Origin of the sequence: Nocardioides astragali (genome assembly GCF_024436375.1) — a bacterium.
Lineage (GTDB): Bacteria > Actinomycetota > Actinomycetes > Propionibacteriales > Nocardioidaceae > Nocardioides > Nocardioides astragali.
This window is the reverse complement of sequence record NZ_JAFMZM010000006.1, coordinates 126,239-140,567: the sequence shown is the minus strand read 5'-3', so window position 1 is coordinate 140,567 and position 14,329 is coordinate 126,239. Positions and strand designations below refer to the sequence as shown.

General features: G+C 71.4%; 15 protein-coding genes. 1 reads left to right on the top strand and 14 read right to left on the bottom strand.

Annotated features, from left to right (window positions below; all coding sequences use genetic code 11):
* Window positions 1-53 precede the first annotated feature (53 nt).
* Complete coding sequence (locus J3P44_RS20160; protein ID WP_255892267.1) at window positions 54-665, top strand: alpha-ketoglutarate-dependent dioxygenase AlkB; 612 nt, start codon at window positions 54-56, stop codon at window positions 663-665.
* Between the two features lie 12 nt (window positions 666-677).
* Here the strand turns inward: J3P44_RS20160 and J3P44_RS20155 are convergent, their stop codons facing one another.
* The 14 genes from J3P44_RS20155 to narH all read right to left on the bottom strand — a co-directional run bounded on the left by J3P44_RS20155 (window position 678) and on the right by narH (window position 14,320).
* Window positions 678-1,391, bottom strand: a complete 714-nt coding sequence (locus tag J3P44_RS20155; RefSeq protein WP_255892266.1) for an SRPBCC family protein — start codon at window positions 1,389-1,391, stop codon at window positions 678-680.
* A 2-nt stretch (window positions 1,392-1,393) separates the two neighbouring features.
* On the bottom strand, window positions 1,394-2,239 hold the full coding sequence (locus J3P44_RS20150) for an FAD binding domain-containing protein (protein WP_255892265.1): 846 nt from the start codon (window positions 2,237-2,239) through the stop codon (window positions 1,394-1,396).
* Window positions 2,236-4,710 (bottom strand): xanthine dehydrogenase family protein molybdopterin-binding subunit, encoded by a 2,475-nt coding sequence (locus J3P44_RS20145; RefSeq protein WP_255892264.1) that lies wholly within the window; start codon window positions 4,708-4,710, stop codon window positions 2,236-2,238. The genes J3P44_RS20150 and J3P44_RS20145 overlap by 4 nt, the downstream gene beginning before the upstream one ends.
* A 61-nt stretch (window positions 4,711-4,771) precedes the next feature.
* A complete protein-coding gene (locus J3P44_RS20140) occupies window positions 4,772-5,242 on the bottom strand; it encodes a (2Fe-2S)-binding protein (RefSeq protein ID WP_255892263.1) in 471 nt (156 codons plus the stop codon).
* A gap of 116 nt (window positions 5,243-5,358) precedes the next feature.
* Complete coding sequence (locus J3P44_RS20135) at window positions 5,359-6,582, bottom strand: transcriptional regulator (protein WP_255892262.1); 1,224 nt, start codon at window positions 6,580-6,582, stop codon at window positions 5,359-5,361.
* Between the two features lie 72 nt (window positions 6,583-6,654).
* Window positions 6,655-7,788: an XdhC family protein gene (locus J3P44_RS20130; protein ID WP_255892261.1), complete on the bottom strand. Its 1,134-nt coding sequence runs from the start codon at window positions 7,786-7,788 to the stop codon at window positions 6,655-6,657.
* The gene (locus J3P44_RS20125) at window positions 7,781-8,926 is read right to left on the bottom strand and encodes a vWA domain-containing protein (protein WP_255892260.1); all 1,146 of its coding nucleotides are present in this window, start codon (window positions 8,924-8,926) and stop codon (window positions 7,781-7,783) included. Before J3P44_RS20125 ends, J3P44_RS20130 begins: the two co-directional genes overlap by 8 nt.
* Window positions 8,923-9,789, bottom strand: a complete 867-nt coding sequence (locus J3P44_RS20120; RefSeq protein WP_255892259.1) for an AAA family ATPase — start codon at window positions 9,787-9,789, stop codon at window positions 8,923-8,925. The genes J3P44_RS20125 and J3P44_RS20120 overlap by 4 nt, the downstream gene beginning before the upstream one ends.
* A 40-nt stretch (window positions 9,790-9,829) precedes the next feature.
* The gene (locus J3P44_RS20115) at window positions 9,830-10,378 is read right to left on the bottom strand and encodes a nucleotidyltransferase family protein (RefSeq protein ID WP_255892258.1); all 549 of its coding nucleotides are present in this window, start codon (window positions 10,376-10,378) and stop codon (window positions 9,830-9,832) included.
* A 43-nt stretch (window positions 10,379-10,421) separates the two neighbouring features.
* Window positions 10,422-10,754 (bottom strand): cupin domain-containing protein, encoded by a 333-nt coding sequence (locus tag J3P44_RS20110; RefSeq protein WP_255892257.1) that lies wholly within the window; start codon window positions 10,752-10,754, stop codon window positions 10,422-10,424.
* A gap of 12 nt (window positions 10,755-10,766) precedes the next feature.
* Complete coding sequence (locus J3P44_RS20105; RefSeq protein WP_255892256.1) at window positions 10,767-11,264, bottom strand: hemerythrin domain-containing protein; 498 nt, start codon at window positions 11,262-11,264, stop codon at window positions 10,767-10,769.
* Window position 11,265: 1 nt separating this feature from the next.
* Window positions 11,266-12,000 (bottom strand): respiratory nitrate reductase subunit gamma, encoded by a 735-nt coding sequence (gene narI, locus J3P44_RS20100; RefSeq protein ID WP_255892255.1) that lies wholly within the window; start codon window positions 11,998-12,000, stop codon window positions 11,266-11,268.
* Complete coding sequence (gene narJ, locus J3P44_RS20095) at window positions 11,997-12,674, bottom strand: nitrate reductase molybdenum cofactor assembly chaperone (RefSeq protein ID WP_255892254.1); 678 nt, start codon at window positions 12,672-12,674, stop codon at window positions 11,997-11,999. The genes narI and narJ overlap by 4 nt, the downstream gene beginning before the upstream one ends.
* The gene (gene narH / locus J3P44_RS20090; RefSeq protein ID WP_255892253.1) at window positions 12,674-14,320 is read right to left on the bottom strand and encodes a nitrate reductase subunit beta; all 1,647 of its coding nucleotides are present in this window, start codon (window positions 14,318-14,320) and stop codon (window positions 12,674-12,676) included. The genes narJ and narH overlap by 1 nt, the downstream gene beginning before the upstream one ends.
* Window positions 14,321-14,329: the final 9 nt, after the last annotated feature.

Genomic DNA, 14,329 nt, shown 5'->3' with positions numbered 1-14,329 from the left:
TCCCTTTCTTGACAATCGAACGAGTGTTCGACCCACGGGTTATACTGGGTCTCGTGGACTTCCAGACGTCCCTCTTCGCCGACGTGACCGCGACCGCCGCGGCGCTCGCACCTGAGCGCCGCCGCCTGTCCCGCGGCGCGTGGATCGACGTCCAGCGCAACTGGCTGGGCGAGCCCGACGACGTCTTCACCGCCCTCGTCGAGCGGGTGCCGTGGCGCTCGGAGCGCCGTGAGATGTACGACTCGGTGGTCGACGTCCCGCGCCTGGTGCACACCTACCTCGCCGACGACCCGTTGCCGCACCCGGCGCTCGCGCAGGCCCGCACCGACCTCAGCGACCACTACCTCCCCGAGCTCGGGGAGCCGTTCGTGTCCGCCGGGTGCTGCTACTACCGCGACGGCCGCGACTCGGTCGCCTGGCACGGCGACACCATCGGCCGCGGCCGCGCGGCCGACACGATGGTGGCCATCGTCAGCGTCGGCGACCCACGCCGGCTCCTGCTGCGACCGCGAGGAGGCGGATCGTCGATCGCGGTGACGATGGGCCACGGCGACCTCCTGGTCATGGGCGGCTCGTGCCAGCGCACCTGGGAGCACTCCGTGCCCAAGGTGGCGCACGCCGGACCCCGCCTGTCCGTGCAGTTCCGCCCGCTCAACGTGTTCTGAGCCGGGGCGACCTCACCTCCGCAGCAGCCGCCGGACGATCGCGAGGCCGGCGAGCGCTGCCACCGCGTGCTTCCAGTAGGACCTCACCACCACCGGCAGCACGGCGCTGCCCAGGTCGAGCGCCTCCACTGGCGCCGGGGCCTGCTTCGGCGGTGGCTGAGCAACCTTCTCTGCGTCCGGTCCGGTTGCTGACACACCGCCCGACGGCGCGCTCCCATCGGGCGGTGGCTGGGCAACCGAGTCGGCGCCCGACTCGGTTGCCGACTCACCGCCCGAGGGTCCGGAAGCGGTCAGCCTTTGCTCGAGGCAGGCCACGAACTGGCCCAGCAGCTTGTCGGAGACGTCCTGCATCACGCCCCGCCCGAACTGCGCGGGCTTGCCGGTGATCGCGAGGTCGGTCTCCACCGAGACGTCGGTCGCGCCTGCCGCATCGCTCATCGACACGGTGACCTTCGCGCCTGCCGTGCCGTTGCCGCGCTTGTCCTTGCCCTTGGCGTCCACGACGAAGCGGTGGGCCGCCGGGTCCTTCTCCACGAAGGTCCCGGAGCCGTTGTACTGCAGGGCGATGGGACCGAGCTTGACCTTGACCGAGCCGGCGAAGGACTCCTCGTCGGCCTCGGTGACCTGGGCGCCGGGGAAGCACTCCGCCACCGACGCGATGTCGTTGAAGTGCGCCCAGGTCTCCTCCACCCCGATCGGGACGGTGAACCGGTGGCTCAGCTCCACGGCTACGCGCCCGCGGCCTTGAGCACGGCCCGGCCGGTGAGCACCCGTGCCAGGTGCTTGCGGTAGTCGGACGCACCGTTGAGGTCGGTGGGCGGGTTGGTCCCCTCGGCCGCGAGCTGCGAGGCCTCGCGGACGCCGTCCTCGGTCGCACTGGCGCCGGCCAGGGCGGCCTCCGTCGCCCGCGCGCGCAGCGGCGTCGAGCCCATGTTGGTCAGGCCCACACGCGCCTCGTCGATGGAGCCCCGCACCGTCGCGGCGACCGCCACGATCGGCCACTGGTGCGCGACGCGTACGAACTTCTCGTAGTGGGCCCCCCACCCGGTGTGCTTGGGGATGCGCACCTCGGTGAGGATCTCGTCCTCCCCGATCGCGGTCTCGAAGAGGTCGACGAAGAAGTCGTCCGCCTCGACCGTACGACTGCCGCCGGGGCCGGCGATGACGAACTGGGCACCGAGTGCGAGCGCCGGCGCCCCGAGGTCGCCCGCCGGGTCGGCGTGCGCCAGCGCACCGCCGAAGGTGCCGCGGTGGCGGATCTGCGAGTCGGCCACCTCCGCCACGGCCTTGGAGATGAGCAGCGCGTGCTCCCTGACCAGGGCGTGCTCGCGGACGTCGTGGTGCGTGGTCATCGCCCCGATGACGATGGCGTCCCCGTCGTCGCGGATCCCGCGCAGCGAGTCGATGCCGCCGAGGTCGATCACGACCTCGGGCGCGTTGAGCCGCATCCGCAGGACCGGGAGCAGGCTCTGCCCGCCGGCCATGATCTTGGCCTCGTCGCCGTGCTCGCCGAGCGCGGCCAGCGCCTCCTCGACCGACGTGGGCGCGAGGTAGTCGAACTTCACGGGGATCACTGGCCCGCTCCTTGTCCTGCAGTGGGGTCCTGGTTGGGGGCGTCTTCCTCGAAGTGCGGCATCGCCGACTCGGGCGTCGGCGCGTCCCCGTCGTGGGCATGGATCGCGCGCCACACGCGCTCAGGGGTGCACGGCATCTGGATGTCGTCGACCCCGAGGTGGCGTACGGCGTCGACGACCGCGTTGACGACCGCCGGCGTGGAGGCGATCGTGCCCGCCTCGCCGACGCCCTTCGTGCCGAGCGTGTTGGTGGTGCAGACGCTGGGCTCCTCGGTGTGGAGGACGTCGAAGGAGATCGTGTCGGCCGAGGTGGGCAGCAGGTAGTCGACGAACGAGCCCGTCACCAGCGTCCCGGCGTCGTCGTGGACCGCCTCCTCCCAGAGGGCCTGGGCGATGCCCTGCACCAGCCCGCCGTGCACCTGCCCGGCGACGATCAGCGGGTTGATGATGTTGCCGATGTCGTCGCAGCAGGTGTACTTCCGCATCGTCACCGCACCGGTCTCGGTGTCCACCTCCATCGCGCACAGGTGCGTGCCGTGGGGGTAGTTGAAGTTCACCGGGTCGTACGTCGCCTCGGCGTCGATGCTCAGCTCCATGTCCTCTGGGTAGTTGTGCCCGGTGAAGGTCGCCGTGGCCAGCTCCTGGATGGCAATGCCCTGGTCGGTGCCGCGGACGGTGAACCTGCCGCCGCCGTAGTCGAGGTCGTCCTGGCTGGCCTCGAGCAGGTGCGAAGCGAGGTGCCGGGCCTTGTCGATGACCTTGTCGACCGCCTGGACCAGCGCCTCGCCGCCGACCACCAGCGAGCGTGAGCCGTAGGTGTCGAGTCCCCTGTGCGCGACCTGGGTGTCGCCGTGCAGCACCTCGACGTCCTCGAACGGGACGCCGAGCCGGTCGGCGACGATCTGGCTGAACGCCGTCTCGTGCCCCTGCCCGTGGGCGCTGGTGCCGGTGACGACCTCGACCTTGCCGGTCGCCAGCAGCCGCACGCTGGCGTGCTCCCAGCCCCCCGCGCCGTAGTCGAGGCTGCCGAGCACCCGGCTCGGCGCCAGGCCGCACATCTCCGTGAACGTGGAGACGCCGATGCCCAGCTGGACCCGGTCACCCCGCGCGCGCCGCTCCCCCTGCTCAGCGCGGAGGGCGTCGTAGCCGAAGACCTCCTTGGCCCGCGCGGTGGCCGCCTCGTAGTTGCCCGAGTCGTACTCCAGCCCGGCCACGGTGGTGAACGGGAACTCCTCGTGGGTGATCCAGTTGCGCTCGCGGATCACCAGCGGGTCGACGCCGACCTCCGCGGCGAGCTCGTCCATCAGCCGCTCGACGGCGTACGTCGCCTCGGGGCGCCCGGCACCCCGGTAGGCGTCGGTCCAGGTGCTGTTGGTCAGCACGGTCTGGCACTCGAAGCGGTAGGAGGGGAACTTGTAGATGGCGTTGAACATGAAGGCGCCGAGCACCGGGATGCCGCCGCCGACGAGCGAGACGTAGGCGCCGAGGTCGGCGTCGAGGTGCACCTTGAGGCCGGTGACCTTGCCGTCCTTGTCGGCCGCCAGGCTGAGGGTCTGGACCTGGTCGCGGCCGTGGTGTGCTGACACCAGGCTCTCGCTCCGCGTCTCGGTGTACTTCACCGGCTTGGACAGCCGGCGCGCCACCGCCCACGCGATCCACTCCTCCGGAGTGGTCTGGAGCTTGCCGCCGAAGCCACCGCCGACGTCGGGCGCGATGACCCGGATCTTCGACTCGGGCACTCCGGTCGTGGCGGCCAGCGCGAACCGCAGGATGTGCGGGATCTGGGTGGCTGACCACATGGTGAGCTGCTCGCCGGTCGGGTCCACCACGACGCTGCGCGGCTCCATGAAGGCAGGGATGAGGCGCTGCTGGCGGTACTCGCGCTCGATCACGATGCCGTCCGTGCGGGCCTGCTGGATCGCTGCCTCGACATCACCGCCGGTGCCGGCCTCGCTGGAGTCGAAGACCCAGAGGGCGGACTTGTTGGTGCCGAGGTCGGGATGGGCGAGCACCGAGTCCTCGAGGGCGTTCTTGATGCCCAGCACGGCCGGCTGCTCGTCGTACTCGACGTCGACGAGCTCGGCCGCGTCGCGGGCCTCGGCGGCGCTGCGCGCCACCACCACGGCGACGATCTCGCCGGCGAAGGCGACCCGGTCGGCGGGCATCGGCGAGTGGGGCGGCGTCTTCTGGTCCGGCGTGATCGGCCAGGCGTTGATGCACGCGCCCAGCTCGTCGCCGAAGTCCCTGCCCGTCAGCACCGCGACCACGTTGGTCGCGGCCTTCGCGGCCTCCACGTCGATCGAGGTGATGGCTGCGTGGGCGAACGGGCTGCGCACCATGGCCAGGTGCAGCATCCCGGGGAGGGTGATGTTGTCGGTCCAGCGGGTGCGACCGGTGATCAGCCGCTGGTCCTCCTTGCGACGCCGGTCCTTGCCGATCTCGGCGGCGGGACGCTCCTGGGTGGCGGTCATGCGGGGTCCCCTCGGTGTTGTTCGGGGGAGCGCAGCGGAGGAGAAGAACACCGTGGGGTGCTCATGCGGCACCTCCCCCGGCTGCGTGGAGCACGCTCTTGACGATGTTGTGGTAGCCGGTGCAGCGGCAGAGGTTGCCCTCCATGCCCAGCCGGACCTCTTCCTCGGAGGGGTTCGGGTTCTCCTTGAGGAGGTCGACGGCCTGCATGATCATCCCCGGGGTGCAGAACCCGCACTGGAGCCCGTGGCACTCGCGGAAGGACTCCTGCACCGGGTGCAGATCACCCTCGACGGTGTCCGCGAGGCCCTCGATCGTCGTCACGGTGCGGCCGCCTGCCTGCACGGCGAGCACGTTGCACGACTTCACGCTGGTGCCGTCGAGATGGACGGTGCACGCCCCGCAGTTGGAGGTGTCGCACCCGATCACGGTGCCGGTCTTGCCGAGCTTCTCGCGGAGGTACTGCACGAGCAGCATCCGCGGCTCGACGTCGTCGGAGACCGCGGCCCCGTCGACAGTGAGTTCGATCTTCATCAGGCGGCTCCGGTGTGAGGTGGATCACGTGAGGCCGAAGTTAGGCTGCCAGGGTTGGCGAACGGTTGGGGGCAGGCAGTCCGCGAGCGAGGAACGAGCTCGCGGACTCGGCTTGGTCAGCGAGCGGACGCCAGCTTGCCCTTGAGCAGCGGCGCCACCGGGTGGTGCGTCGGGAGCGATGCCAGGCACACCTCGACCACCGCGGTGTCGTACGGCGCCAGGTCGCTGTAGCGCAGCACGGCGTCGGGGTCGGGGTCGGCAAGGAGCGCTTCGCGCACGCTGACCGCGAGGTAGTCGCCCATCTGGACCAGGGCGGGCGACTCGGTGCCGGGCAGCAGGTCGCCCCCGTAGGCCCGCACCGCCGCACGCACGTCACCGCGGCGCAGCAGCCGCTGGACCTCCTCGACGTCCGTCTCGACCGGCATGGTCAACCGGTAGGGGCGCGAGGACAGCTGGCCGGCCAGCGCGGCGCGGAGGTGCGACACCTCAGCCTTGAGGGTCGAGGTGGTGACCGCGGCGTCGCCGTAGAGCAATGCGTGGAGGTGCTCCACGGACAGCCCTTCCGGGTGCAGCGCGAGCAGCGCGAGGATCTCGGTCTGGCGCCGGTTCAGGAGCAGGCGCTGCCCGTCGAGCCACACCTCGGCCGTGCCGAGCAACGTCAGCGTGAGGCCCGGTTCGGCGGGGCCGGCACTCCCCGTGAAGGTCGTACGCCGGTCACTGGGCAGCGCGGCCTCGATGAGTCGCGCCATCACGCGGGCCGTGGCCAGGCCGATCGGGTGGGTGCGGTCCCAGGTGGTCGACAGGTCGATCACACCCAGCGAGCGCCCGGTCACCGGGTCGAACACCGGAGCGGCCCAGCACACCCAGTTGTGCACGACCTCGGCGTAGTGCTCGGCGCTGAAGACCATCGAGGGGGCTCCGGTCCGACCGGCGATGGCCAGCGCGTTGGTGCCCACGCTCCGCTCGTCCCAGCGCCCGCCGGGCACGAAGTTCACCGTCTCGGCCTTGCGGCGCATCACCCGGCCGCCGTAGGTCCAGAGGATCCTGGTCTGCTCGTCCGTGACGGCGATGACCAGGTCGCCGTCCTCTGCTGTGCGGCGCAGCTCGTCCTGCACGCGCGCGACGGCGGTCTGGAGCGGTGAGCTGTTCCAGAACTCGGCCGTGTCGCCCTCGTCGGCGAGGGGAGCGTGCATCACCGCGGGTGACACGACTCCGGAGAGCTGCCAGCTGTCGAGGATCTCCGGGCGGACGGCCTCGCCCTCGTGGGCGCCGTCGGCCACGAACTGCGTCCACGCGCGAACGGCCTTCACACGGCGTTCGTGCAGGTCATCGGCGGTCATGGCGGCTCCCACTCGTCCCGGCCAACCTAGCCCGGCCGGGGCGCCCACAACAGAGACTTCGGGACCCCGGGCTCAGTCGTCGTGGTGGATCCGGCCCTGCGTCGAGGCGAGCCGCTCGCCCGACCCGCCCCACTGCCGCGCGACGATCTCGGCAGCGATGGACACGGCGGTCTCCTCCGGCGTGCGCGCTCCCAGGTCGAGGCCGATGGGCGAGGAGAGCAGCGCGAGCTCGTCGGCGGAGAGGCCCGCCTCGACCAGGCGTTCCATCCGCTCCTCGTGCGTGCGCCGCGAGCCCATGGCTCCGATGTAGCCAGGACGCACCTCGTCGTCGAGTCGCAGGGCGACCTCGAGCAGGGGTACGTCGAACTTCGGGTCGTGGGTGAGCACCGCCAGGACGGTGCGCCGGTCGATGCGGCCCGCGTCGAGCTCGTCCTGGAGGTAGCGGTGCGGCCAATCGACGACGACCTCGTCCGCGCCCGGGAACCTCGACGTGGTGGCGAAGACGGGCCGGGCGTCGCACACGGTCACGTGGTAGCCGAGGAACGAGCCGACCTTGGCCACGGCCGCCGCGAAGTCGATCGCACCGAAGACCACCATCCGGGGTTTCGGCGCGAAGCCCCAGACGAACACCCGCATGCCCTCGCCCCGGCGCTCACCGTCGGGACCGTAGGTCAAGGTGGCGTTGCTGCCGGCCGCCAGCAGACCGAGGGCGTCGTCGTGCACGGCAGCATCGGCACGTGCGGAGCCGAGACCACCCTCGGCCGCCGCGTCCGGGCGGATGACCAACCGCCGGCCCACCCACGCGGCGTCCGGGTGCTCGATCACCGTCGCCAGGGCCACCGGACGCCCGGCCTCGATGTCGGCGGCGATCCCGCCGAGCTGGGGGAAGGTGTCGCGCGAGACCTGCTCGACGAAGACGTCGAGGATGCCCCCGCAGGTCAGGCCGACCGCGAAGGCGTCGTCGTCGGAGACGCCGTAGCGCTCGAGCACCGGCTCGCCCGAGGCGACCACGGACTCGGCCAGGTCGTAGACCGCACCCTCGACGCAGCCGCCGGACACCGAGCCGACCGCGGTCCCGTCCGGTCCGACCAGCATGGACGCGCCGGGTGGCCGTGGAGCGGAGCGGAAGGTGGCGACCACGGAGCCCACGCCGACCGTCTCGCCCGCCTCCCACCACTGCATCAGCTCGGGCAGCACGTCACGCACGCGCGATCACCTCCGTCAGGTCGGCGAAGGTCGCCAGCGAGTGCCCCGCGAGGAAGTCGTCGCAGTGCGGCAGTGCGGCCACGACGCCACTCTGGAGCGGCTCGTAGCCCTCCTTGCCCCGGTGCGGGTTGACCCAGATGACCCGGTGCGCGATCCGCTGCAGCCGCGCCATCTGCTCGCCGAGCAGGTCGGCGTCACCGCGCTCCCACCCGTCGCTGAAGACCACGACCACGGCGCCGCGAGCCAGGCCGCGCTGTCCCCACCGGTCGAGGAACACCCGCAGGGTCTCGCCGAGTCGCGTGCCCCCTGACCAGTCCGGCACCACGTCGCCGGCGGCGACGATGGCCCGGTCCGCGTCAGGCGAGCGCAGCGCGCGGGTGACGTGGGTCAGTCGCGTGCCGACCGTGAAGGTCTCGACCGTCCCACCGGTGCTGCGCGCCGACTGGGTGAGTCGGTGGGCGAGCCGCAGCAACGCGTCGGCGTACAGGCTCATCGAGCCGCTCACGTCGACCAGCAGCACCACGCGGCGCGGCTTGGTGCCGCGTCGGCGCCAGGCGATCTCGCCGGGCTCCCCCAGGTGGCGCAGGGAGTTGCGCAGGGTGCGGGAGGCGTCCACCTCGCCGCGGTGCCACCTCCGGTGGCGGGCCGTACGACGACTCGGCGGGCGCAGTGAGAGACGGGCGAACATCCCCGCCAGCCGTCGCCTCTCGGCCGCGTCGAGCGAGGCGACGTCACGGTGCCGGAGGACCTCCGCCGCCGAGGCCGCCGCCCGGACCACGTCCTCCTCGCCATCGTCGCCGTCACCGCCGTCCGCCTCGGTGTCCGGCAGCAGGTGGGCCGTCGCCGGTCGTGGGGTCTCGCGGCGCTGCGCCCGAGGCAGGCCGTCGCGCGGGTCGAACCAGGCCTCGAACACCCGGTCGTAGCGGGCGAGGTCGTCGGGCGACCCGCAGAGGGTGGCGCGACCGGCCCAGTAGGTCGCCTGCCGGTCGTCGGCCCCCACGGCCGCCACCGCGGCCAGGAAGCCTTGGGCCCGGTCCTGGGTGACCGCGACACCTGCCGCGCGCAGGGCGCGGGCGAACCCGAGCAGGATCTCGTCGGCGGATCGCACCATCTCGCTCTTCTGAGTGGGGTCGCTCATCGCGACAGCATCCGGTCGAGTGCGGCCTTCACCCGGTCGGCGTCCTCGCGATACTTCAGCAGGGCGCCCAGCGTCGCCGCCGCGGAGGCGAGGTCGAGCTCGGCCGTGCCGAGGTGGGTGAGGGCGCGCGCCCAGTCGAGCGTCTCGGCCACACCCGGGGGCTTGAGCAGGTCGTCACGCGAGCGCAGCTGCTGGACCACCTCGACCACCTGACGGGCCAAGGTCTCGCTGACCTCGGGAGCTCGCGAACGGACGATCTCCACCTCGCGCGCGAGACCCGGGTGGTCGATCCAGTGGTAGAGGCAGCGCCGCTTCAGCGCGTCGTGCAGCTCGCGGGTCCGGTTGGAGGTCAGCACCACCAGCGGCGGCTCCGGCGCGGTCACCGTGCCGAACTCGGGGATGGTGACCTGCCACGTCGACAGCACCTCCAGCAGGAACGCCTCGAACTCGTCGTCGGCACGGTCCACCTCGTCGACCAGAAGCACTGCCGGCGCCTGGCGCAGCGCGGCGAGGACCGGGCGCGACAGCAGGAAGCGCTCGTCGTACAGGCTCTTCTCCGCCTCGTCGGAGTCGACCTGGCCGGCCGCCTCTAGTGCCCGCAGGTGCAGGATCTGGCGAGGGAAGTCCCAGTCGTAGAGCGCCTGGCTGGCGTCGATGCCCTCGTAGCACTGCAGCCGCACGAGCGGCAGCCCCAGGCTCTGCGCGAGTGCCTCGGCCAGGGCGGTCTTGCCGGTCCCGGGCTCGCCCTCCAGCAGCAGCGGTCTCTGCATCCGCGAGGCCAGGAACACGACCGTGGCCAGCTCCTCGTCGGCGAGGTAGCCGGTCGCGCCCAGCCGGGCGGCCACGTCAGCGGCAGAGTCCATGCCGTCAGGCTACGACCCGGGACGTTGGCCGGACGTTGGGTCAGTACGCGTGGTCCACGTCCGCGCCGGTGGCGAGGTCGCCGCACTCGACGAGGAGGACCTCGTGGGCCGCCAGGTAGTCACGGGCACCACGGTCCCCTGTCGCGACCTCGATGACGCCGGCCCAGTGGTCGCGGCCGATCAGCACCGGGTGGCCCGGCACCCCGTCGTACGCCGCCCGCGCGAGGTCGCGGGGCCCGGTGGCCGTCGCCAGCAGCCGGGCCACGACGGCTGCGTCGACGTCGGGGAGGTCGACCAAGGAGACGAGGGCGGTCTCGTGGGAGGTCGAGGCAAGCGCGGCGAGGCCGGCGCGGAGTGAAGCGCCCATACCCTCGGCCCAGTCGTCGGCGCGGATCCTCGAGACCGACATCGGCAGCAGCGCGGCGGCCTGCTCGGCCTCGGCGCCGAGCACGACGACGATCTCCGAGCACGGCCGGAGCGCCTGGACGGAGCGCAACAGCCACGAGGTGCCGTCGTCGTCGCGCGCCAAGGCCTTGGGACCGCCGTAGCGCTCACCGGCCCCGGCGGCGAGCAGGAGGCCGACCGTCATGGGGTCACCGTACGGCCCGTCGGAGCGATCCCCGGCCGCGCGTTCAGGCGCGCGTGGCCACCGTCAACAGGACGGCCGCGTCCGTGTCGGCGTGCAGGTCGTGGCGGTGCGGAGGAATCGTCAGCCAGTCGCCAGCGCTGCCGTCCCACGTCTCGTCGCCCGCGGTGAGCCGCACCGTGCCGACGAGGACCTGCAGGGTCGCCTCGCCCGGGGCCTCGTGCTCACCGAGGGAGCGTCCTGCGGCCAGTGCGATCAGGGTCTGCCGGAGATCGTGCTCGTGCCCGCCGAAGACGGTGACCGAGGACCGTCCGCTGCTCGACCCGCGGGCGGCAGTGAGCTGGCTGTCGGCCAGGTCCGTCAGGGATGTCGTCTGCATGGATCAGTCTCCTCAGGTGGTGGGTACGTCGGCTGCCGGGCTGGGCTCGTCGGCGGTCAGGAAGGTCGGGATCTGCCGGTGGGCGGCGTCGACGGTGTCCCAACCCGTGGCGCCGAGGGTGACCACGGAGACAGGGAAGATGCCGAGGTTCTCCCGCTCGACGTGCGTCTCGAGCTCCAGGAGCAGGGCAAGGACGTCACGGTCGAAGTCGGGGTCGAGGCCGTCGAGTGCAGCGAGGGCGGCGTCGAGGCCCCGGTGCTCGCCCTCGAGCTCCTTCACCTCGTCAGCCCAGTCCCCCTGGTCGCGCAGCGCCGTGAAGATGCCCTGCTCCTCCCGGCGGACGTGCGGGTCAAGGTGGGTCACCAGGTGCCGCAACCGGGTGACTACCTCGGTCGTGTCCCCGGAGCGCAGGGCCGTGCGCACCTCGTCGGCGTCCACCAGGATCACGTCGTGCTCCTCCATCAGCTCGGCGACCATGGGCACCTGGCGGCAGCCGCAGTACTCGCACACCTCAGCCCACCCGGTCCCACCCGCGCCGGGACGGCGTGCTGCCGGGCTGGCCCGGTCGGGAGTCGCGGGAGCGGTAGACGATGTAGGGCCGCGTGAGGTAGCCGAGAGGGGCGCTGAAGACGTGCACGAGCCGGGTGAACGGCCAGAGGGCGAAGAGCCCAAACGCCACCAGTGCGTGCAGCTTGAAGCCCACCGGCGCCTCTGCCATCAGCTCCGCATCCGGCTGGAAGGCCAGGAACGAGCGGTACCAGACCGACACGCCCTCGCGGTAGTTGTACTCCCCGCCCAGGCTGAAGATCGAGCCGGCGATCGTGTTCCACATGCCGAGCACGATGGCCGCGCCGAGGAAGACGTACATCACCTTGTCCATGACGGTGGTGGCCGAGAACACCGGGCCGACGGTGCGGCGCCGGTAGATCAGGATGACCATGCCGACGAGCGCCATCACCCCGGCGACGAGGCCGCCGCCGACCGCGGCGTAGTGGTAGAGGTGGTCGTCGATGCCGACGGCGGCGGTCCACGACCGCGGCACCAGCAGCCCGATCACGTGCCCGCCGACCACCCCGAGCATCCCGAAGTGGAACAGCGGGGACCCGAGCCGCAGCAGGCGGTCCTCGTAGAGCTGGGAGGACCGCGTGGTCCACCCGAACTTGTCGTAGCGGTAGCGCCACAGGTGCCCGACCACGAAGACCGCCAGGCACAGGTAGGGGACGATGACCCACAGGAGGGTGCTCATCTGGGGGCTCCCACGGGGATGGTGGCGGGCGAGATCAGCGGGGCGCCGTAGCCCTCCAGGCCGACTTCCTCGGCGGGCGGACCCTCCTCGACGAGCCGACGCACCGCATCGGCTTCGTCTCCCTTCAGGTCCGGCATCGTGTCGCACAGGGCGAGCAGCGCCGCGGCCCACGGCGATCCGGTGGTGCCGTCGTCGTTGCGCCAACCGGTCAGGGCGAGCCGCAGCATCTCCACCGCCGCCCGGTGGTCGGTCAGCAGCTGCCACGCTGCCTCGGCGTCCACCGTCGCGCCGAACTGGAGCACAGCGCAGAGGTGGTCGGGGAGCTCGCCCGTCGCGTCGTCCCACTCGACTCCGGCAGCGCGGTAGGTCTCCTTGAACTGCACCAGCGCCATGCCGCGACGCCTCGTGTCGCCGTAGGCGAAGTAGGTGAGGTAGAGCGCGCACTTCCGCGTGTGGTCGAAGGTGGCGACGTAGTCCTGCTGCAGCGCGCGCAGCTCGGTGCGCCGGAGGTGCGCGAAGAGGGGCGCGAGGTGGGCGTTGTCCGGCACCAGGGACTCGATGACGTCGACCGACGACACGAGCTCCGCCGTGGGGTACTCCAGCAGCACCGACACGGCCGCCCACACGGGTCGTACGGCGTCGGGCCTGGTGCGCGTGCGTGCGAACGCGAACATCAGTCCTCCTTCCGCGCCGGGAAGAGGCCCTCGGGGGCACCCTTGCCGTCCCAGTTGAGCAGGTTGACCCGCGAGGCCTTGTCGCCCGGGGACGCGAGCGTGTCGGACGTCTGCCGGTCCTGGAGCATCCGGAAGTTCTCGACCGCGACGGGTGTCGGGTAGCCGGAGCCTTCCCCGAACAGGTCCTGCTGGCCGCCGCCCTGGTCCGCGACGGGACAGTCGGTGGCCAGCTCCTCCAGCGCGTGTGCCTGCTCTGCGTGGGCCGAGGGGATGACGTAGCGCTCGTCGTACTTGGCGATAGCGAGCAGGCGGAACATCTCGTACATGTCCTCCCCCGACATGCCCACGGCCGCGGGGATGGACTCGTCCGGCTCGCGCCCCAGGTTGATGTCGCGCATGTAGGAGCGCATCGCGGCGAGCTTCTTGAGGACGCGGGTGACGGGCTCGGGGTCGCCCGCCGTGAACAGGTTGGCGAGGTACTCCACCGGGATGCGGAGGGCATCGATCGCCGCGAAGAGGTTGCCGCGTTCCTCCGCGTCCTCGCCCGTGTCCCTGATGACGTCGACGACCGGCGAGAGCGGCGGGATGTACCAGACCATCGGCATCGTGCGGTACTCCGGGTGCAGCGGCAGCGCCACCTCGTAGCGGTTGATCAACGCCCACACCGGCGACTTCCGTGCCGCCTCGATCCAGTCGGCTGGGATGCCGGCCGCCTCGGCGGCACGCTGCACGTCGGGGTCCTCGGGGTCCAGGAAGCAGGCACGCTGGGCGTCGTACAGGTCGTGCTCGTCCTCGATCGACGCCGCCTCGAGCACCTTGTCGGCGTCGTAGAGCACCAGACCGATGTAGCGAAGCCGCCCCACGCAGGTCTCCGCGCAGACGGTCGGGATCCCGACCTCGATCCTCGGGTAGCAGAACGTGCACTTCTCGGCCTTGCCGGTCTTGTGGTTGAAGTAGATCTTCTTGTAGGGGCAGCCCGAGACGCACATCCGCCACCCGCGGCACCGGTCCTGGTCGACGAGGACGATGCCGTCCTCCTCCCGCTTGTAGATCGCGCCCGACGGACAGGAGGCTGCGCAGGAGGGGTTGAGGCAGTGCTCGCAGATGCGCGGCAGGTAGAACATGAAGGTCTGCTCGAACTCGAGCTTCACCTTGTCCTCGATCCCGCGGAGCATGACGTCACGTGCGGCGTGCTCGTGCGATCCGCCGAGGTCGTCGTCCCAGTTGGCCGACCACTCCACGTTCATGTCCTTGCCGCTGATCAGGCTCTTCGGCCGGGCGACCGGGAACGTGTCCGTCTGCGGGGAGCTGAGCAGCGTCTCGTAGTCGTAGGTCCACGGCTCGTAGTAGTCCTGGATCGAGGGGAGCTTGGGGTTGGAGAAGATCGTGAGGAGCTTCTTGAGTCGTCCGCCGGCGCGGAGCGCGATCCGGCCGTTGGGCTTGCGCACCCAGCCGCCCTGCCACTCCTCCTGGTCCTCGTAGGTCCGGGGATAGCCCAGGCCAGGCCGGGTCTCGACGTTGTTGAACCAGACGTACTCGGTGCCGGCGCGGTTGGTCCACGCCTGCTTGCACGTGACCGAGCACGTGTGGCAGCCGATGCACTTGTCGAGGTTCATCACCATCGCCATCTGCGACATCACGCGCATGTCGGTGCC